Consider the following 20,353-nt stretch of genomic DNA (forward strand, 5'->3'; position numbering starts at 1 on the left):
GGCTCGAGCGAGGCCCCGGACGATTGCGACAGGCACCGGTCCTCGGTTACTCGCTCTCGAGGGATCGATCACGCGCTCTCGAGGGCGCCTTTTCCAGTACCGCGCGGTAATGGGCGTCTCCGTCGACCCGGAGTACGTCGCCGACGCGCCACGGCGTTTCGGCGGTCGCCTCGCGGAGTCGAGTGGGCGAGCACAGCAGGAAGTGGAGCGTTCGACCGACCTCGCGGTACCGTTCGCCGTCGGCTCCGTCGCGCTCGAACTCGGGGTGAAAACACCGATGGGCGATTCCCTCGCGGGGATCCGATCGGTAGCCAAAGCACTCGTCCAGCCGGGTCGGATCGTGGTTGTCGACGACGGCTGTCGCCTCGTCGGCCGTGACGCGGGCGAACTCCCAAAGTAACTCGCGAATCCCGGCTAGCGAGCCGCCCAGCCCCAACTGCATGCCGACTGCGTGGACGGCCCCGAACGCGTCCGTCGGAACCGGTAGGGCGAACATGTCGCCGACGAGCGTGGCCTCGAAGCCCCGTTGGCGGGCCGTCAGCACCGCGTTCGGACTCGCGTCGACGCCGACGGCTCGGACGCCGCGGTCGGCCCACCACAGGAGGTGGTTCCCCGCGCCACAGCCCACGTCGAGGATCGGCTCGCGGTCGGCCAGTCGCTCGAGAGCCTCGATCGTCGGCCGATCCCAGGACTCGCTGGACGAGAAATAGAACGACTCGACGTTGCCGTCCTGGGTGGCAGGGCCGTCGCGATAGACGAGTTCTCCCGGTTCGTCGCGGTGGTGTGCGAGCATCGCTCGGCCGAGCGGATCGGCCATTGCCCGCATCTCGTCGCGATCCCCCGCCGGTCGGGTGCGCTCTCGATCCATGTTCCAGTGGACGATCCGGCCGATATTATCGTTTTGGTGGTATTTGTTCCACGATAACAGTAAACACATCTCCCGACCGCTACCGATTTACGACGATCGATCCAACTTCCATGCATGAAGATCGAATTCGACGAGGACGTTTGTATCGGGATGTACCAGTGCGTCGCCGAGTGGAGCGAGTTCGAGAAGGATACGTCGAAGGGGAAAGCGGTCCTGAACGACTCGGAGGAGGTCGAGGACGGCGTCTTCGTTCGCGAGGTTCCCGACGGCTCGGAGCTGGACGCGAAGTTCGCCGCCCGGACCTGTCCCGTCGACGCGATCAAGATCTACGACGACGACGGCGAGCAGTTGATCCCCTGACGGCCGCGGCCGACGAGCGCCACTCAAGTGGAGAGCCCTCCTTCCGTCTCGCACCGATCTTCGAGTCACCGTTTCGAATCGTCACCCGCTCGTTCTCGCCGCACGCGATCGTCACCGACCGCCGATGAACTGACCTGGTGATCGCTCGAGCGCCCGTACGACGCCTCTCCGTCGTCAGTCGAGCGCGTTTCGGACATTAGTCTATTTTTCCGGAACTAATATTTTAATTCAGATTTATTGTATTAATGCACGCCGTTACCTATCAAATCCTGTTCGACGGCGACGGCGTGCGGAGAAACCCATGACACGAGAGACCGACGAGACCGGCGAGACGAACCGCAACATCGAGACGACGGACGCCCGGATGCCCGTCCGAAACTCCCGCCGACGCTTCCTGCAACTCGGGGCCAGCGCGCTCGCGGCGACGACACTCGGTGCTTCGAGCGCCGCCGCCCAGGACGCGGTCACCGAGGCGTGTGGCTCGTCCGATACCCTCGACGTCGGCGACGGCGACTTCCTGCTCATCAACAACGAGTGGGGCGCCGACGTCGATATGTGCATTTGGGCCGCGGGCGACGGGACCTACGGCTACGAGTGGGCGACCAGAACGGCCGGAGGCGAACCCAACTATCCCGAGGTACTCCTCGGCACCAAGCCGTGGGGGACCGAAAGCGGCGTCGACGCGTTCCCCGTCCCCCGCGGCGACGTCGACGAACTCGAGTTGACGTTCGACGTCGACGTCGCCATCGACGGCGAGAACTGGAACCTCGCCGAGGAGTGGTGGCTCATGGACGGCAAACCGAACGCGGACGGCCCGCACACCCACGAGATCATGCTGGTCTTGGACTGGGGCGACGAGCACAGTCACGGCGATCCGGTCGCGCCGGGGGCTATCGAGGACGCTCACGGGAACGTCATCGACCACTGGGTAAGCTACGACTCAGGCGGCACCGACGCGGACTTCCACATTTTCCGACTCGCCGATCCCACCACCTCGGGCACGGTCGACCTCACGGCCATCATGTCCTACGTCGAGACCGAAATCGGCGGCGTGAGCGACGACCTCCTGCTCAGCGGCATCGAAGTCGGCAACGAGTACTGGTCCGGGACGAGCGGCGACGTCACGTTCAACACCCTGGACGTCGCGATCAACGGGCAGACGTACTCGAGCGGCGATGGGTCGACGGTCGACGACGGAGACAACGGCGACGACAGCGATGGAGACGGCAGCGACGGAGACAGCGGCGATGGTGGTGATCGTGACGTCCCCGCGTGGACTCCCGACGAGATCTACACCGCAGGCGACCAGGTGAGCCACGACGGCGCCGTCTGGGAAGCACAGTGGTGGACTCGCGGGCAGGAACCCCGCGACGAGGCGTGGTACGTCTGGCAGCGCGTCGAGTGACCGTCTACTCCGCGGCTGCGTAACGCCGGTTCGTTCTCACTCCCCTAGCGCCGCGTCGACCAGTTCCGACTCGACCGTCCGGAGCAGCGTCGACGCCGCGCTCTCCGAACAGTCCAGTTCGGCGGCGACCTCGGCCAGCGACCCCGTTCGCGGGACGTCGAAGTAGCCCAGTTCCTGCGCGGTCTCGAGCGCCTCGAACTGGCGGGCGGTGAGCCGTCCCGCGAGCGTCTCCGCGCGACGCTGGTGTTCGCTCACACGCCGGACCTCGACGCCGACGCCGTCGGGAATGCGCTCGAGCAGCGTCGGCATCGCACCGGGATCGCCGAGAACGGTGATGTGGACGTTCTCCCGTCCCGTGTACACCATCGGCGGGACGATCACGAGGCCGGGCAGGTCGAACGCCTCGAGGAACGTGACGTCGGAGCTCCGGAGGTCCATCTCCACGTAGCCGTAGAACGTATCGGCGTCGACCGGCGTGAGGTCGTACCGGTACATGTGCTCGAGATCGTCGGACAGATCGCCGAGCACGTCCGGGTCACCGACGATCAGCGACAGGAAGCGGATCTGCTCGGCCTCGCGGTCAATCTCCCAGGAGAGCACTTCTTCGCGCCGGACCGCCTCGAGGGTCGCCTCGGGGGCCGGCGACTGCATCGCGGGCGGGAGTCGAAGGGTGAGGTCGGCCGATTGCATAGCGGCCGTTCGACGCCCTCTTATAAAGAGGTTCAGTGGTTCGAGCGAGCGACGATGACCCGTCGGCGCGAACCGAGAGCTATGAGCGACACACGACCGTCGACGTCCTCGCTTCCGGGACTCCGGAGCCTCCCGCTCGTCGGAAACACGATCTCGTTCGCCCGCGAACCGCTCGCGTTCCTCGAGGCGATCCGTGAGTACGGCGACCTCGCCCGGTACGAGGCGTTCGGTCGCGAGTTCGTCGTCGTTTCCCGCCCCGACCTCGCCGAGGCGGTGCTGGTCTCTCGGAGCGACGAGTTCTGGCGGGGATCGTTCGAACACGAGTTGGGCGAGAGAGTCGGTATCGAAGGGGTGTTCTTCTCCGAGGGCGAGCAGTGGCGACGGCAGCGACTGCTCTTACAGAACGCGTTCACGCCGGCGCGGATCGAATCGTACGCCGAGGTCATGGTCGACGAGACCGTCCGAGAAGTCGCCAGCTGGCCTGAGGGAGGAGTCATCGATGTGAACGAGCGGCTGTCGGCGCTAACCCTCGGCGCGCTCACGCGGTCGCTGTTCGCCCTCCCGCTCGAGGGCGACCGCGCTGACCGCGTACGACGCTGGGTCGACGCCATGGGCGCGTACCTCGAAGCCGACTTCTTCGGGCCGGGCGCCGTGTTGCCATCGTGGTTCCCGCGGCGAACCGAACGCGAGTACGAGCACGCCACAGCCGACGTCGAAGCGCTCGTCGGGGACCTCCTGACGGAGCGTCGGGAATCGGACGCCGAGGGTGACGACCTCCTCTCGCTGCTCTCGACGGCCGAGTACCCCGACGGAACCCGTCCCTCTGCCGACGAGATCGCCGATCAGCTGCTGACGTTTCTGCTCGCGGGCCACGAGACGACCGCGACCGCGCTCACCTACGCCTGCTGGTTCCTCGCGGCCGACGGCGAAATTCGGGACCGGCTCGAGCGGGAGGTCGAGGCCGTCTGCGGCGACCGCGACCCGACGTTCGCCGATCTCCCCGAACTGACCGTCGCCGAGGCCGTCGGCCGGGAGGCGTTGCGACTCTATCCGCCGCTGCCGTTCCTCCACCGAGAGCCCCGCGAGCCGACGTCTCTCGACGGCGTCCGCGTCGGGCCCGAGACGACGATTCAATTGAACATGTACGGGATCCACCGCGACGAGCGCTGGTGGGAAGCACCCGATTCGTTCCGTCCGAAGCGCTGGCTCGACGACGACGACGATCGACCCGAGTACGCCTTCTTCCCCTTTGGCGGGGGACCGCGACACTGCATCGGCATGCGATTCGCGATGACGGAGCTCAAACTGTCGCTCGCGACGATCGCGCGTCGGGTCCGGTTCGACCGCGTCTCGACGTCGCTCGAGCCGTCGATTGAGGTCTCGCTCGATCCCGGAACCGTCGAAATGCGGGTTCGCCGACCGTAGTCGCGGACGCTACGCGTCTCTCTGCCACCGGTGGCGACGAAAAAAGCGGGCTCGAAACCGAGACGACCGCGATTACGAGATCTTGTCGTACTGCTCGGAGAGCTTCTCGGCGGCCTCGCCGAGCTGGTTGCGCTCGAACTCGGTGAGGTCCCACTCGACGATCTCCTCGACGCCGTCCGAGCCGAGCTTGACGGGAACGCCGAAGGCGGCGTCTTCGTGGCCGTACTCGCCCTCGAGTTTGACGCTGCAGGGGAGCACCTCGCCGGTGTCGCGGACGATGGCTTCGACCGTGTGGCCGACGCCGGTCGCCGGACCCCACTGGGTCGCGCCCTTCTTCTCGATGACGTTCATCGCCGAGGTCTGGAGCTCCTCGAGCAGGTCGTCCTTCTCGTTCTCGTCGAACTCGGGGTCTTGGCCGTTGACCCGCACCTTGGAGAACACGGGGACCTGGGCGTCGCCGTGCTCGCCGAGGATGGTCGCCTCGACGTTCTGGACCGGCACGTCGAAGCGCTGGGAGATCACGTAGCGGAAGCGGGCGGAGTCGAGCCGACCACCGAAGCCGATTACCTTCTCGCGTGCGCGGTCGCCCGTCTCGTAGAGGTGGCGGTTGAGCAGGTCAACGGGGTTCGACGTGGTGACGGTGATGAAGTCGTCGTTGTGCTCGGCGATCGAGGAGCCGATGTCCTCCATGATCGGCGCGTTGTCGCCGGCCAGATCGATCCGGGTCTGGCCCGGCTGGCGCGGGATGCCGGCAGTAATGACGACGACGTCCGAGCCGGCGGTGTCCTCGTAGCCCCCCTGACGGATTGTCGTGTTCGAATCGTAGGCCGCGCCGTGGTTGACGTCGGCGGCCTGGCCGATCGTGTCGTCTTCCTTGTCCGGAATGTCCACCAGAACGAGCTCGTCGGCGATGTCCCGAAGCGCGATGTTGTACGCCGCAGCGGCCCCGACCGTGCCGGCCGCTCCGACTACGCTAACTTTCGTCATACCACGTAAATCTCTACCACGCTACGCGTTAAATCCGTCGGAAACCGCTTCGTTACCCGGTCCAACGAGCTGTATTTCGACGATCGTCGATTGCTGCTGAACTCGTTCCGTTACGCCCACGCGAATCACACGAACCGGCACATCCTGCGCATTTACCGGGTTCGAATCCGACGTTCGTCGACCGGCGGCCTCGAGCCATTCTCGGTGTCACCCTTCGAGCGCCCTGTCTCGAGACCGACGAGCACGGAAACGAACGCTACCGCCGAGGGGGAACCGAATCAACCATTGCCGATGCCCGCTGTCGGTCGGGTATGCGCGTCAGCGTCATCGGCGGCGGTGCGATCACCGACGAACAGGCGGCCCGCGCGGAAGCCGTCGGGCGGGAACTCGGGTCCCGCGGCCACACGGTCGTCTGCGGCGGCCGTGGCGGGACGATGGAAGCCGTCTGTCACGGCGCGAAAGCTGAGGGCGCCACGACGATCGGAATCCTCCCGAGCGACCGCACCACACAGGCCAACGACTACGTCGACGTCCCGATCGCGACGGGGCTCGGCCACGCTCGGAACGCGCTCGTCCCCATGAACGGCGACGCGGTGATCGCGCTCACCGGCGGCGTCGGGACCCTCTCGGAGATCGGCTTTGCGGGCATCTACAACCGACCCGTCGTCGGCCTCGAGACCCACGACGTCTCCGAGATCGACGTCGAACTCGAGACCGTCGAAACCCCCGAAGCGGCCGTCGACGCGGTCGAGGCGGCACTCGAGGACCGTGCCTGAGCCGGGGACAGCCTTCGCAGCTTTTTCGACGTTCCATCGTCTCTAGACGACCATGAGCGACTTCGACAAGGAAGCCGAACGCGAGAAACTCCGGGAGAAGTACGAGCGCGATCAGGAGGAGCGACAGGCCACCCAGCGCATGAGCGATCTGCTGCTCAAGGGCGCGACGATGACCAACGCCCACTGCGGCACCTGCGGCGACCCCTTGTTCCAGATGGACGGCACCACCTTCTGCCCGAGCTGTCACGGCAACCCCGACGCCGTCGAGGGGACGCAACTCGAGGCCCAATCAGCCGAGGACGCCGCCGCCGAGGAAGCCGACGGGACGGCCGCTGATCGCGAGCCGAGCCGTCAGGACTCGAGTCCGGCGGCAGGCGGCTCGGAAACAGTCGATACCCCCGAAACCGACGCCCCGGCCGCGCGTCAGAACCGACGGGGCGGCCAGCAGACGGGGCGTGCCGACGCGAGCGGGACCGCCGACTCGAGTCCGGCGACCGACGAGAACGCGGCGGCCGAACCGGGGGCCGCGAACGAGGAGCAACCGACCGCCGCTGCCGCGGGCGATCGGCAGCCGTCGACCACCCGCTCGGCGTCGACGCGCTCGACCGACGCCGATCGCGAGCGCTCCGCCCGATCACCCGCCGACGACCGGCGATCGATCGACGGCGCCGGTACCGGCGGGGCCGCTCGGTCCGCCGACGGCGACCTCGAGGCCGCCCGCGACTCGCTCGTCGCGGCCCTCGAGAAGTTCGCCGGGAACGCTGCGGCGACGGACGATCCTCGTTACGCGAAGGAATGTCTCGAGGCCGCCCGCGAGGCCGCCGAGACCCTCGAGACGCTGCGCTGACCGCCGCTCTTCCCGCGGCGCGTTGCTCCGGACAGCGTCTCCACCGGCGCCGTCGGCCGTCGAGTCGCTCGATACCGTTTTCCGTCGTTCTGATCGCTCGAGTCAGTGCGCCGTAGTCGAACAGAAGGTGAGTCGCGGTCGCGAGCGCTTCCCCTTATAGCTGTTTCGGGGAACGTGTTCTCGGGACTTCCCGCCCGGTAAGAACGGGCTCGCCCCGTTATACGACGGCGCTTCATAGGAGCAACTGTCTATGAACGATCGTATCGGCGCACCCGGGTCCGGACTCTCGCGACGCGAACTGATGATCGCCACCGGCGGCGCGGCAGCCCTCGCCGGCTGTATGAGCCGCGGTCAGGGGGCAGATCCCGAGCCGTCGGACTCGAGCGGCGACGAGGAGGACGCGCCGTCCGACCTCCCGCAGACGAGCGCGCCCGAAGTCGTCCAGGTCGACGAGCAGGGCGGGAGCGTGACGCTGCGTTCGGTGACGGCCCGCCACCCCGTCCACCCGATGGATTCGATGGGGGGACCGATCGAGCTCCCGCAGGTCTGGGCGTTCCAGGCCGACGACGGCGAGCCGAGCGTTCCCGGGCCGATCCTTCGGACGACGGAGGGGAACGATATGGAAGTCACGCTGGACAACACGGACGCCGGCCACCCCCACACCCTGCACTTCCACGGCGTGAGGAAGTCCTGGAAGAACGACGGCGTTCCCACGACGACCGGGGTGACGGTCTATCCCGGCGAGAAACACACCTACACGATTCCGGCGAACGTCCCCGGGACGCACTTCTACCACTGTCACTACCAGACCCACCGGCACATCGATATGGGGATGTACGGCATCTTCCGCGTCGATCCGAAGGGATACGAACCCGCCGACAAGGAGTACTTCTTCACCCTCAAGGACTGGGATTCGCGGGTCAATCGACAGATGACCGGCGAAAACGTCGACTACAGTCCGCGCCAGCGAAATCCCGACGTGTTCACGATCAACGGAAAGAGCCTCCCGCGGACGCTCCATCCGGAGGAGGGGTCGCCCATCATCGTCGACCACGGCGACACCGTCCGCCTTCACATGGTCAACGCGGGCTACATGTCTCACCCGATGCACACGCACAACCACCGGTACCGCCTCGTCGAGAAGGACGGCGGCCAGATTCCCGAAGCCGCTCAGTACGAACAGGACATCACTAACGTCGCGCCAGCCGAACGCCACACCATCGAGTTCGAGGCCGACGCCGATCCCGGCATCTACCTCATGCACTGCCACAAGGTCAACCACGCCATGAACGGGACCTCCTACCCCGGCGGGATGGTCAACGGCATCGTCTACCGCGACGCGATGGACACCGACGTCTTCGCGGATCTCATGGAGTACGCCGGCTACGAGGGGTGATCCACCCGAGAGGGTGAGACGTGACGTCCCCGCTCCGGTGACAGTCGTGACAGCATCGATATCCACGGTTTCTCCGCCGATACCGACGAAAGACGGCGATAATCGGATTTTCGAACCGTCGTGTCTCCTCGAGTGACTGCGAGTTTATACTTCGCTCGAGTAAATAGATATAAATACGCCAAAGCTATAGAATACCTAGAATAACGAGGCCGATACGGACATGGCACTGGCAAATATGCTCCTCCTGACCAGCCTCGCCGTCCTGGCTGGACTGACGATGACGTGTTGTCTCTGTCTCGAGCGGCGGCAGGTCCGCCGAACCATCGACGAATACGATCGCCGACTCCGGTCGGTCGCCCCGTATCTCGGCGTCGCGGCGCTGTTCTTCCTGGCGAAGCGGGGGACTCACGAACAGAGCGTGAAGCTCTCGAAAGCGATCGACTGGGACATTACCGCCGAAATCTACGCCGTCGAAGGCGAGTTCGTCGCACACCTCCAGGATATCGTTCCCCAACAGGCCACGCTCGAGTTCTTCTCGGTCATGTACATGTTCGGCTTCCCGTTTCTCCTGGTGACCGCGCCGATCCTCTACTTCGCGCTGTCCTCCCAGCGCCACCTCAAGGAGTTGCTCATCGCGTACGTGTTCAACTACGTGATCGGCGCGATCTGTTACACGCTGTTCATCGCGTACGGCCCGCGCAATCACCTGTCGACCGTCAACGGGCTCATGTACAGCTTCTATCCGCAGACTCAGGACATGACGGCGGCAGTCTCGGCGAACACGGACGTGTTCCCGTCGCTGCACACGTCGCTGGCGGTCGTCGTCTTGCTGTTTGCCTGGCGGTCGCGCCGGGAGTACCCCCGCTGGCTCCCTATCGCATCGTTCGTGGCTGCCAGCGTCGTCTTCTCGACGATGTACCTGGGGATCCACTGGTTGCTCGACGTGGTGGCCGGCATCGTCCTCGGCGTCGGGAGCGTCTACGCGGCCGAACGGATCGTCGCCCGCGCGGAGGGCGACGATCGCGTCACCGTTCCCGGCGAGCGCGACGAGGGAATCGCGTCCGACGCGAGCGACTGAGTCGAGGCCGACGCGAGCGATTTCCCCCGACAGTCAACTGACTACCCCGTGTACTCGCTTCCGATCACTTCCCGGATCCGCTCGGCGGTCACCGCCCCGACGCCGTCGGCTTCCTGTAACTCGTCTTCCGTCGCGATCATCACCGCCTCGACGGTGCCGAACTCCTCGAGCAGCGATCGCGCCGTCACGGGCCCGATCTCGGCGATCGAGGAGACGACGTACTCCTGCTGTTCGGCGAGCGTCTTGGACTGCTTCTCGCCGTGGACCGACACCTCCCGGTCGGCGGTCTCCTGCTCGCGGCCGGCGATCACCGCCAGCAGTTCGGTCGTCTCCTGTTCGCCCTCCGTCCGGAGGACGCTCGCGCCAAAGTCGACGGCCAGACTCGAGAGCGCTCCCCGAACCGCGTTCGGGTGGACGTCCCGCTGTTCGTAGAGGCCGTCGCCCTCGACGATCACGATCGGTCGGGAGTAGTGGCGGGCCATCGCGCCGACCTGCTCGAAGACCGACCGGTCGCCGCCAACCAGCGAGTCGACGAAGTCCGCGACGGACTTGCGCTCGACAACCACCCGGTCCGAACAGACGTAGTCGCCGACGTCGAGCGTCTCGAGGCGGACCTCGATCTCCTCGCGTCTCGAGAGGTCTCGCGCGATGTTGGCGTCCATCTCGCGCTGGTCCGCGACGACTTCGATGGCGTCGCCCTCAGCGTGGGGTTCGTGGGTTTCGACCGCCTCTTCCGCAGCGCCGTCGCTCCCATCGTCTCCGTCGGCGTCGTCTTCGGCTCCGTCGCCGCCTGCGAACTCCCGGAGACCGGGCTGTGACGAAACCCCCCCGCTTCCACTGGAAGAATCGCCGACGGCGCCGGGGTTTTCGCTGTGACCGTCCACTTTCACTTCGCTTTCCGGAGCGTCGTCGTCGAAATCCGTCAGCGCCTGCTGGGAGTCGTCTAACTCTTCCTCTAAGTCGTCGGCGGCCCCTTTCAGGTCGCGCAGTTCCGACTCCATCTCCTTCTCGCGGCGCCGCGAGATCCAGAAGTAGGCCTCGTCGCGGGTGTCCTCGGCCATCAGGACGACGACCCGGCCCTCGGACTGTCGGCCGGTCCGGCCCTTGCGCTGGATCGAGCGGATCGCCGTCGGAACGGGCTCGTAGAACAGCACGAGGTCGACCTCCGGGACGTCGAGCCCCTCCTCGGCGACCGAGGTGGAGACGAGCACCTCGAACTCGCCGCCGCGGAACTGATCGAGCACTTCCTGCTGCTCTTTCTGGGTCATCCCGTCGCTCCCCTCGCGGTCGCCCTGGCCAACGAACCGCTTGGCGTCGAAGCTCTCGGAGAGGAAGTCCGTCAACGCTTCCGCGGTGTCCCGGGACTCAGTGAAGACGATGACGCGCTCGCCGCCCTCGAGGCCGAGCGTCTCGGCGAGCAGCATTCTGGTCTTGCGATACTTGGGATGGAGCTGGTCGAAGCTCTCGGCTTTGCGCATCGCCTCCCGCACTCGCGGATCGGAGACCAGCCGCTGGCTCGCCTTCGAGGCGCCCGACGAGCGGGCCTGGTTGCGCTGGCGGTCGAAGTACCGGCAGACGGCTTCGACGCTCTGGGTTTCGACCAGCGTCACGGCCTGCCGGAGCTTCATGATTTCCGCGTGGATGGACATCCCCTCGAACCCCTCCGACTGATCGTTGTTGATCAGTTTCTGGAGTTCGGCGCGCATCCGGTTCAGGTCCTTCTGGGACTGGTCGGGCTGGGTCGAGGACGCCACGCCGAGTTCCTTGAGTTTCTCGAGCCGTTCCTTGATGACTTCGTTGAGCCCGTCCCGAATCTCGATGACCTCCTCGGGGAGGTCGATGCGCTCCCATTCGACGTCGGTGTCGTGGGTGAACTCATCGACGTCGGCGTCCTCCTCGGTCATCACCTCGACCTCTCGGAGACCGAGGTTCTCACAGACCTCGAGGATGGCCTCCTCGTCGCCGCCGGGCGAGGCCGACATGCCGGTCACCAGCGGATCCGTCGCGTCGGCGTGATAGCGCTCGGCGATGTAGTTGTAGGCGTAGTCGCCGGTCGCGCGGTGGCACTCGTCGAAGGTGATGTGGGTCACGTCGGAAAGCGAGATCCGACTGCCGACGAGGTCGTTCTCGATCACCTGCGGTGTCGCCATCACGACCGTCGCTTCCTCCCACATCGCGGCACGATCGTCGGGGCTGACGTCGCCCGTAAATACGACGATCTCCTCGTCGGGGATCTGCAGCGCCTCGCGGTAGAAATCGGCGTGCTGCTGGACGAGGGGTTTCGTCGGCGCGAGCATCAGCGACTTCCCACCGACCTCCTCAAGGCGGCGGGCCGTGACGAGCAGACTCACCGTCGTCTTCCCCAGCCCCGTGGGGAGACAGACGAGCGTATGGTGGTTCGCGGCCGTCCCCGCGAGCTTTAGCTGGTAGAGTCGTCGTTCTAGAAAGTCGGGCTCGAGAAGCGGATGCTCGATCGAGGGCGGTTCCTCGTCCTGTGCTGCCATTGCCGACGATTCGACGCGGCCGCGGTTAAGCGTTGAGAAAGCGTGGTGAAAGTGAACGTAGCCGTTCCCGACGGACTCGCGTCACGTCCGATACTAGTTAGTAATCCGTCACCATTGCTCTTTTGAAAACCCGTCTCGATATATCGATTATGCCCTCCACAGTACGCAGATTACAACTACGGATGGTCGCTTCGTTCGTCGGCCTGCTGCTCGTCGCGAGTGCGCTCTTCGTCGGCGTGTGGGCGATGTTTTACGGCGTCTTCTTCCTAATCGGGAGTACGCATCCCGCTTTGATCGCCGCCGGTATCACGGCCGTAATTGTAGTCGCGATCGGCTATCTCGAGTACGGACACCTCGAGACGATCGAACGACTCTCCGACGCGCGTCCGGTCGATCGCGAGACGGCCCCGGAGTTGTATCAGACGGCGACTCGCGTCGCTGCCCAACTGGACGTGCCACCGCCGACGATCGCCGTCTCGGAGCGCGACGCGCCCGAGGCATTGGTCGTCGGCTTCCGGCCGACGAACGTCCGTCTGGTACTTTCACGCGGGACGATCGAGACGCTCGAGCGGCCGGACGAACTCGAAGCGGTGATCGCCCACGAACTGGCACACGTCAAAAACCGAGACGCGATGGTGATGACGGTCGTTTCCCTCCCGGTCGTTCTCGCGGCCGGACTCCGATCACGACTCGCACGGATCGACCACCCTGGAATCGTCATAGCCGTGTTCCTCGTCTTTTTAGCGAACGCCGTGTGGGTCGTCGGACGATTCCTCACGGCTCACCTCTCCAGAGCCAGGGAACGCGCCGCGGACCGGGCCGCCGCGGAGGTGATCGGCTCTCCCACCACCCTCGCCAGCGCGCTCTCCCGTTTGGACCGGGAAATTTCCGAGACGCCCGAGCACGACCTCCGGGACGCGTCGGCCGTCTCTTCGCTCTCGATCCTGCCGCTGGAACCGGCGGACCCCGAAACGGTTATGCTCGGTCCCGAAGGCGATACCGAGCCGTCGTACTGGTGGTTCCGAAAGCGGCTCCACCGGCTCGAGCGACGGTTCTTCGGCACGCACCCGCCGACGACTGACCGACTCGAGGCGCTCTCGAGGCTCGAACGGGAATCGTAACTCGGTCACCAGTCGAGAATTCGCGGTCGGCCCGCTCAACGACACGGAAGGACCATCGTCTCAGACGTTGTCGAACCCCATCGACCGATAGGCGGTGACGAGCAGGCTCACTGTGGTTTTCCCCAGTCCGGTCGGGAGACAGACGAGGTGTGATGATTCGCGGCCGTTCCCGCGAGTTTCAACTGGTAGAGTCGCCGTTCTAGAAAGTCGGGCTCGAGAAGCGGATGCTCGATCGAGGGCGGTTCCTTGTCCTGTGCTGCCATTGCCGGCGATTCGACGCGGCCGCGGTTAAGCGTTGAGAAAGGGCGGTGAAAGTAAACGCGGTGTTTGAACCTGCTTCCTCCCGCCGCGCCACGGCTATTTGCAGCCCAGACATGTAGATTTAAATATACCACGTGCGGATCCCCAATGAGATGGACGAGCCCTCGAGTCGGTCCCCTGCCGAATCGGCGACGAACCGAGTACATCCTCGCATACGGATCGTCTGGGCGATCAAGTGGCTGCTCGTTGGCGTCGCCGCAGCGGTCGTCGCGACGATCGTCCTCTCGTCGGATTCGAGCCTCGAGCGGCCCCTCCTCGCTGTCGCGGCGGCGAGTCCCGTCGTCGGAATCTTGCTGGCGGTCGTCCGCTACCGTCGGTTCCGGTACGCGGTCACCGACGACGGCATCTACGTGCGCCGCGGGCTGTTCACCGTCAACGAGACGGTCGTTCCCGCCGCGAGCATCCAGCAGGTCGACGTCGACGAACCGCTTCTCGCGCGGCCGTTCGGCCTCGTCTCCGTTCGGCTCTTCACTGCGGGGACGTTCGGCGGGCGAGTTGCGATTCCAGGACTCGACGCGGCGACGGCGACCGACCTCGCGGACCGACTCGACCGCCTCGCCAGAGGTGAGTCCGGCGTATGAGCGCGTACACGAGTCTGAAGCCTGATATCCGGTCGGTCCCGGTCAAAGCGCTCGAGAACTTCGATTTCACGATGTTCGCGACGCTCGCCGTGATGCTGACGGTGTTCGGCGACGGATCGGCGTCCGGAATCGATGCGATCGTCTCGGGGGTGGTGACGCTAGTGCTGATCGCCGCCGTCTTCGGGCTCTTTCAGCTCGTCATCGAGGGCGTCGAGTGGTGGCGCTACAAACTCACCCTCGAGGAGGAATCGATCGTCGTTCGCTCCGGAATTCTTCGTCCCAAACGCCGGACGATCCCGTTCTCTCGGATCCAGCAGTCGACGGTCTCGACGACGACGCTGAGCCGCCCGTTCGGACTCGCCGTCCTCGAGTGCGAGACCGCCGGCAACCCCGACGAGGCCGACCTCTCGGTGCGGTACCTCGAGCGGACCGACGCCGAGGACCTCCAGCGGCGAATCCAGTCGGCCGCCGACGTCGATGCGACGTCCGCGAAGCCGCCGGAGCGCCGTCGCGTCTTCACGCTTCGGCCGCGGGAGCTCGCCCTGTACGGCGTAACCCGTTCCCACCCCAAGACGGTGCTTCTGGCCGCGCTGGCGTGGGTCGGGGCAAACTACTTCGAACCGGACGCGATGACCGACCTGCGATCGACCGCCGTCGCCCTCCTCGAGGACCTCCTGCCGCTGTCGCCGGCAGTCGTGCTGGGGCTGGTCGTCCTCGCCGGCTGGCTCGCGGGTGTCGTCCTCGCAATCGATCGAATGGCCCGATTCCGTCTCTCCGCGGGCGAGGGCTCGTTTCGGCGCCAGCACGGCCTCTTCCGGACGACCGACGCGGATGTCTCGAACGACCGGATCCAGATCGCCCGGGTTCGGTCGAATCCGATACATCGACGGCTGGGGCTGGCGCAGGCGGATATCGGCACCGCTGGACTCTCCGATCCTGCTCCGTTCGGATTGAAGTGGCCGCTGGCGCCGCTAGCCCGGCGAGACGTCGCGTGGGACCTCGTCGAACGGGCTGTCGGAGTCGATCGCTCGGCGATCCACCTCCAGTCCCTCCCTACCCGTGCGCGCCGGCGATACGTCGTCAGATACGCGCTCGGCGTCGTCGCGCTGGCCGTCGGCACGGTGATCGCCCGGCAGTTTGTTCCGGCGGCTCGAGTGATCCCCCTCCCGCTGTTCGCTGTCTTCCTCGCGCTCGCGCCGCTCGCGGGTCACGTGACGTGGACCCATCGCGGCTATGCGCTGCTCGAAGACCACGTCGTCGTCCGGCGCGGCTTCTGGACGCGCCGAACGTACGTCATCCCGACCGACACCGTCCAGAACCTCACCGTCTCGCAGAGCCCGTTTCAGCGACGCGTCGATCTCGTCTCGGTCCGCCTCGACGTCGCGTCGATGCCGTTTCTCCCCGGCGTTCCGCTACCCGACGTCGACGCGTCAGTCGGCGGACGACTGCAGCATCGGCTGCTCGAGGACGATTCCGATGATGACTCCGAGGACGACCCCACTGAGGTACCGACCGGACGCACATGATGACGGATCGAACCGTCGGTTCCGGGCCTCCTGCTGGACGACCGTCGGCGTCGTCGACCGCCTCGAGCACGCCGCCCGCGACGATATTCCTGCACGACGACGACCGATCACAGTTCGGCGCGGCTGAATCGTCAGTAACCGATTCACTATCGCTCGCCGAGAAAATGGCAGTCGCTCGAGCATTGAACGGCAGCTCGGAATGGCAAACGTCACGTTCCGCTCGCGTGATCGCGTCTGGCCGGAGCCGAGAACTCGTCTCCCACGTCGGCAGCCGTCGGTTCAGTCCGCAGTCGCATCGACAGACGAGCCGGTAGTCGCAGCCGGTATCGAGACGGTCCCGGTCGCATCCGGAATCTCGCGCTGTCGGTCGTCAATCGCCGCCCGGAACACCTGCGCTAGCTGCTGGACCGTTTCCGGCGAGTACGACTGCTGTGGGTTGGTCCGGCATTCGCTCGAGTCGCGATCGGCGGTCGCCGTCCCGACCAGCGGAACGCGGCCAACGAGCAGCGCGAGGAGTCGTCGCAGTCGGTTCGCAGGCGAGCGGGCGCGATCCCCCTCAGCCTCATTCACTCGTCCCGCGGATTCGCCGGCCGTCCGTTTCTCCCGCTCGACGTACCCCTCGAGTCGCGCCCGAACGGTCTCCAGTTCGCGGCGCGTGAGTTCGTCCGTCGGCTCGACGCCCGTAATATCGACCAACAGGTCGCGATGTGGCTCGAGCGAGAGCCGCCACTTACCCTCGTCACCGTCGAGTCCCTCGATCGGCGGCGGCATCCGTTCCTCGTTGACGCAAATCCGGAGTTCCCCTCCCATGAATCGTTAAATCATACTGACTAATATGTATTTAATACTTTGGGTAATAGATATACGTTCGAAAACGTATTCTCGGATTTCGCGTTCGAAATCCACGGGTCGCTGCGGCTGACTTCGTTACCGATCGCGCTTGCCGCTCCGTCGGAGTGAGTACCGAGATCGTCACCGATCGAGTCGCTGTCTCGATGCAGTTCCGTCGGTCGGGTCCGCTCCAGCCGTTTCGAGCGCCGTTCCGACCGTTCTCCCTCGCCATCGGAATACGTATTCCGGGTTGAACGGCAGTTCTTCCCGGTCCGGGAGTCGACTCGCATTCGTTCTGTGAGCGGATATGATGGACTATGTACTGGTATGTATTCAAACGTATATAAAATATAACATCTTATCTTCGATTTTTCGAAGTTTTTGGTAGGAAACTCGTGACGATTGCTCCATCAGTTGCCGACGACGAGGTATCGTTCAACCATCAGCGTCTCGACACCGACTCCTACGACGACGTCTACATAATCGGTGACGTTCACGGCTGTCTCGACTCCCTCGAGCGGTTGCTCTCGACCCTCGAGTTCGGCCCAAACGATCTCGGGGTGTTCGTCGGAGATCTAGTCCGGAAGGGCCCCGAGAGCAAGGCGGTCCTCGAGCGAGTGCGAGACTCGCCGCAGCTGCAGTCGGTCCGGGGGAACAACGAGCAGAAATTCCTCGACGACGAGGCCGCCCTCGAGGCGCTCGAACCGGCCGATTACCGGTACCTCGAGTCGCTTCCGACCGCCATCTCGTGGGACGATCACCTCGTCGTCCACGGCGGCGTCGACCCGACGCGAGCGCTCTCGGAGCACTCGGATCGAGACCTGCTGACGATGCGGAGTCCGAACGGTGACGGCTACGACGGCCCGTTCTGGTTCGACGAGTACGCGGGCCCGCTGCGGGTCTTTTTCGGCCACACCGTGCTCGACGAGCCCGTCGAACGCGAGTGGGCCGTCGGCCTCGATACGGGCTGTGTCTACGGCGGTCGGCTCACGGCCTACGACCTCCGCGGCGAGCGGTTCGTGAGCGTCTCGACGCCCGAACACCAGCCGCGCCCGGACGAGAAGTTCGCTGAGCCTGCGGAGTGAGATGGGGATGAAGGGGGATGACACATCCGAAGCCGACCGAGCGGAACAGTGGAACCGACCGACCGAACGACCGAACCGTACGAACCGAGACGACGACGTGCCGACCGCTCGAGCGATGAGCGACGGCGGTTCGTCGGCGGACGACGCCGACGCGACGGCCGAGGAGGAAGTCGACGACGCGGCGCTCGCGTACGACGGGGATGCTGACGACGCGCCCGCCGCTGATCCCGGCGACGGGACCGGGTCCGAGCCCGACGCCGACGACTCCGCGCCGACCAACGCCGTTTCCGCCGACACGTTGTCGGTTGACGAGGCGACCGTCGCGGACGCCGCGGCGTCGACCGACGCGGCCTCGGGAGCGGGCGGCGCCCGGGCCGAGTCCGTCGACCTCTCGGATCCGCGCTACTACCTCAATCGCGAACACAGCGTCCTCGAATTCCAGCGTCGCGTCCTCCACGAGGCCATGGACGAGAAGAACCCGCTGCTCGAGCGGGTGAAGTTCCTCGCGATCTTCACGACCAACGTCGACGAGTTCATCCGCAAACGCGTCGGGGGGCTCAAACAGCAGATCGCCGCGGGCATCACCGAGGAGACGCCCGACGGCCGCACGCCCCGCGAGCAGTGGCGCGAGGTCCTGTCTGAGGCCCGCTCGCTGCTCGAGCGCCAGAGTCGCTGCTACCGGGAGGAGATCCGACCCGCCCTCGACGAGGAAGGGATCCACATCGTCGATTACGACGAGCTCTCGACTGCCGAGCAACGGGAGGTTCGGAACTACTTCGAGAGTTCGGTCCTGCCGACCCTGACTCCGCTGACGTTCGATCCGGCCCATCCCTTCCCGTTCATCTCGAACCAGAGTCTTTCCCTCGGCGTCCTGACCCGCGAACGACCCGGCGCCGATCTCACCTTTTCGCGGGTGAAGATCCCGCGCAACCAGGTCCGGTTCGTCCAGCTCGGCGAGGACGACCGCTACGTGCTCCTTGAGGACATCGTCCGAGCGAACCTCGACCTGCTGTTTCCGGACGTCGAAGTGGTCGACACGGCCCTGTTCCGGGTGACGCGAAACGCCGAGGTCCGCCGCGACGAGGAGGTCGCCGAGGACCTCATCGAGATGATCGAGGAGGTTCTGGAGGAGCGCCGGTTCGCCACCGTCGTCCGCCTCGAGATCGAACGCGACGCCCCCGAGAAGATCCTCGAGATCCTCAGGCGCGAACTCGAACTCGATGAGCGGGAGGTGTTCCACCTCGATGGGCCGCTCGACTACCGGGACTTCTTCGAACTGGCTGCCCTCGATCGGCCGGAACTGCAGTTGCCCGACTGGACGCCCCAGCCACACCCGCGGCTGGGCACCCGCGAGGACGGCCGCCCCATCTTCGACGTGATCCGCGACCGCGACGTCCTCGTCCACCACCCTTACCACGCCTTCGAAGACACCGTCCAGCGGTTCTTAGAAGAGGCGGCCAACGACCCTGATGTACTGGCGATCAAGGCGGCGATCTACCGCACGGCCAGCGACTCGAAGATAATCGAGACGCTCATCGAGGCCGCCCGCAACGGGAAACAGGTCGCGGTTATGGTCGAGCTGAAGGCCCGCTTCGACGAGGAGAACAACCTCGAGTGGGCGAAGAAACTCGAGGAGGCGGGGATCCACGTCGCCTACGGGACGATCGGCTACAAGACCCACACGAAGACCTCGCTGGTCGTCCGCGAGGAAGAGGACGGCGTCCAGCTGTACTCCCACATCGGCACCGGTAACTACCACTCCGAGACCGCCAAGCAGTACGAGGACCTCGGCCTGCTGACCGCCGACCCCGATATCGGACAGGACCTCGTGCGCGTGTTCAACTACTTCACGGGCCACTCGATGCACCGCGACTACCGCAAACTGCTCGTCGCTCCCGGCAACATGCGCGAGCGGTTCGTCGACCTCGTTCGGACGGTCGCCCAGCGCGCCCGCGACGGTGAGGACGCCCGCATCGTCGCTAAGATGAACCGGTTAGAGGATCCACAGCTCGTCCGCGAACTCTACCGCGCGTCGATAGCCGGCGTCGACATCGACCTCGTCGTTCGCGACATCTGTCGGCTCCGGCCCGGACTCGAGGACGTCAGCGAGAACATCGCCGTCCACAGCGTCGTCGGCCGGTTCCTCGAGCACTCGCGGATCTTCTACTTCCGGGCGGGCGACGAGGACTGCTACTACACCGGCTCGGCCGACTGGATGACCCGGAACCTCGACAACCGCGTCGAGGCGGTCACCCCGATCGAGGATCCGCGCCTCCAGTCCCGGCTCGACGAAATCCTCGAGATGCTCCTCCAGGACACCCGAAACCGATGGGTGATGCAATCGGACGGCACCTACGAGCGGTGCCGGGAGCGGGTCGACGAGGCGACGACGGACATCCACGCGACGTTCATGGAATCGGCTCGAGAACAGACGACGCGACACTGACCGGCGTGAAGCCGGCTTTCGGTCCGTCACGTCCGACGCCCTCATCACTCCGATCGGGCACGTCACGTCCAGGCATATTCGCCACCGGCGCTCGAGATCGTCGGTA

18 protein-coding genes are annotated in these 20,353 nt (G+C 65.5%); 12 read left to right on the forward strand and 6 right to left on the reverse strand.

The features are described 5' to 3' along the window. Positions 1 to 46: 46 nt before the first annotated feature. Positions 47 to 868, reverse strand: a complete 822-nt coding sequence (locus EH209_RS17330; protein WP_126664097.1) for a class I SAM-dependent methyltransferase — start codon at positions 866 to 868, stop codon at positions 47 to 49. Positions 869 to 982: 114 nt separating this feature from the next. Here EH209_RS17330 and EH209_RS17335 point away from each other — a divergent pair, with 114 nt between their 5' ends. Beyond that, positions 983 to 1,228 carry a ferredoxin gene (locus EH209_RS17335; RefSeq protein WP_126664098.1) on the forward strand — a complete coding sequence of 82 codons (246 nt, stop codon included), beginning with the start codon at positions 983 to 985 and terminating at the stop codon, positions 1,226 to 1,228. Positions 1,229 to 1,529: 301 nt separating this feature from the next. After that, positions 1,530 to 2,633, forward strand: a complete 1,104-nt coding sequence (locus EH209_RS17340) for a carbohydrate-binding protein (protein WP_126664099.1) — start codon at positions 1,530 to 1,532, stop codon at positions 2,631 to 2,633. Between the two features lie 36 nt (positions 2,634 to 2,669). On the opposite strand, the gene EH209_RS17345 is transcribed toward EH209_RS17340, so the two are convergent. Beyond that, positions 2,670 to 3,323 (reverse strand): helix-turn-helix domain-containing protein, encoded by a 654-nt coding sequence (locus tag EH209_RS17345; protein ID WP_126664100.1) that lies wholly within the window; start codon positions 3,321 to 3,323, stop codon positions 2,670 to 2,672. Positions 3,324 to 3,404: 81 nt separating this feature from the next. On the opposite strand from EH209_RS17345, the gene EH209_RS17350 reads away from it, so the two are divergent. After that, positions 3,405 to 4,748, forward strand: coding sequence for a cytochrome P450 (locus EH209_RS17350; RefSeq protein WP_126664101.1), 1,344 nt, complete (start codon positions 3,405 to 3,407; stop codon positions 4,746 to 4,748). A gap of 72 nt (positions 4,749 to 4,820) precedes the next feature. Here EH209_RS17350 and mdh read toward each other — a convergent pair whose 3' ends face one another. Continuing rightward, the gene (gene mdh, locus EH209_RS17355; RefSeq protein ID WP_126664102.1) at positions 4,821 to 5,735 is read right to left on the reverse strand and encodes a malate dehydrogenase; all 915 of its coding nucleotides are present in this window, start codon (positions 5,733 to 5,735) and stop codon (positions 4,821 to 4,823) included. A 311-nt stretch (positions 5,736 to 6,046) separates the two neighbouring features. On the opposite strand from mdh, the gene EH209_RS17360 reads away from it, so the two are divergent. The 4 genes from EH209_RS17360 (at position 6,047) to EH209_RS17375 (ending at position 9,832) form a co-directional block, all read left to right on the forward strand. Continuing rightward, positions 6,047 to 6,511 (forward strand): TIGR00725 family protein, encoded by a 465-nt coding sequence (locus EH209_RS17360; protein WP_126664103.1) that lies wholly within the window; start codon positions 6,047 to 6,049, stop codon positions 6,509 to 6,511. Between the two features lie 52 nt (positions 6,512 to 6,563). Further along, positions 6,564 to 7,358, forward strand: a complete 795-nt coding sequence (locus EH209_RS17365; RefSeq protein WP_126664104.1) for an Sjogren's syndrome/scleroderma autoantigen 1 family protein — start codon at positions 6,564 to 6,566, stop codon at positions 7,356 to 7,358. A 250-nt stretch (positions 7,359 to 7,608) separates the two neighbouring features. Then, positions 7,609 to 8,754: a multicopper oxidase domain-containing protein gene (locus EH209_RS17370; RefSeq protein ID WP_126664105.1), complete on the forward strand. Its 1,146-nt coding sequence runs from the start codon at positions 7,609 to 7,611 to the stop codon at positions 8,752 to 8,754. A 220-nt stretch (positions 8,755 to 8,974) separates the two neighbouring features. Further along, a complete protein-coding gene (locus EH209_RS17375; RefSeq protein ID WP_126664106.1) occupies positions 8,975 to 9,832 on the forward strand; it encodes a phosphatase PAP2 family protein in 858 nt (285 codons plus the stop codon). Between the two features lie 41 nt (positions 9,833 to 9,873). On the opposite strand, the gene EH209_RS17380 is transcribed toward EH209_RS17375, so the two are convergent. Further along, positions 9,874 to 12,336, reverse strand: a complete 2,463-nt coding sequence (locus EH209_RS17380; RefSeq protein WP_126664107.1) for a DEAD/DEAH box helicase — start codon at positions 12,334 to 12,336, stop codon at positions 9,874 to 9,876. A 182-nt stretch (positions 12,337 to 12,518) separates the two neighbouring features. Between EH209_RS17380 and EH209_RS17385 the strand changes: the two genes are divergently transcribed. Next, on the forward strand, positions 12,519 to 13,457 hold the full coding sequence (locus EH209_RS17385; protein ID WP_126664108.1) for a M48 family metalloprotease: 939 nt from the start codon (positions 12,519 to 12,521) through the stop codon (positions 13,455 to 13,457). Positions 13,458 to 13,564: 107 nt separating this feature from the next. On the opposite strand, the gene EH209_RS17390 is transcribed toward EH209_RS17385, so the two are convergent. After that, a complete protein-coding gene (locus EH209_RS17390) occupies positions 13,565 to 13,720 on the reverse strand; it encodes a hypothetical protein (RefSeq protein ID WP_211338383.1) in 156 nt (51 codons plus the stop codon). 150 nt (positions 13,721 to 13,870) lie between these two features. Here EH209_RS17390 and EH209_RS17395 point away from each other — a divergent pair, with 150 nt between their 5' ends. Continuing rightward, entirely contained in the window at positions 13,871 to 14,359 is a 489-nt protein-coding gene (locus EH209_RS17395) for a PH domain-containing protein (RefSeq protein WP_126664109.1), read from the forward strand. Then, positions 14,356 to 15,885, forward strand: coding sequence for a PH domain-containing protein (locus EH209_RS17400; RefSeq protein ID WP_211338379.1), 1,530 nt, complete (start codon positions 14,356 to 14,358; stop codon positions 15,883 to 15,885). Before EH209_RS17395 ends, EH209_RS17400 begins: the two co-directional genes overlap by 4 nt. A gap of 279 nt (positions 15,886 to 16,164) precedes the next feature. Here the strand turns inward: EH209_RS17400 and EH209_RS17405 are convergent, their stop codons facing one another. Further along, the gene (locus EH209_RS17405; RefSeq protein WP_126664110.1) at positions 16,165 to 16,695 is read right to left on the reverse strand and encodes a hypothetical protein; all 531 of its coding nucleotides are present in this window, start codon (positions 16,693 to 16,695) and stop codon (positions 16,165 to 16,167) included. Between the two features lie 416 nt (positions 16,696 to 17,111). Between EH209_RS17405 and EH209_RS17410 the strand changes: the two genes are divergently transcribed. Beyond that, positions 17,112 to 17,801: a metallophosphoesterase family protein gene (locus tag EH209_RS17410; protein ID WP_126664111.1), complete on the forward strand. Its 690-nt coding sequence runs from the start codon at positions 17,112 to 17,114 to the stop codon at positions 17,799 to 17,801. A 7-nt stretch (positions 17,802 to 17,808) separates the two neighbouring features. Further along, the gene (ppk1, locus tag EH209_RS17415) at positions 17,809 to 20,247 is read left to right on the forward strand and encodes a polyphosphate kinase 1 (protein WP_126664112.1); all 2,439 of its coding nucleotides are present in this window, start codon (positions 17,809 to 17,811) and stop codon (positions 20,245 to 20,247) included. Positions 20,248 to 20,353: the final 106 nt, after the last annotated feature.

Source organism: Haloterrigena salifodinae (assembly GCF_003977755.1).
Taxonomy (GTDB): domain Archaea; phylum Halobacteriota; class Halobacteria; order Halobacteriales; family Natrialbaceae; genus Haloterrigena; species Haloterrigena salifodinae.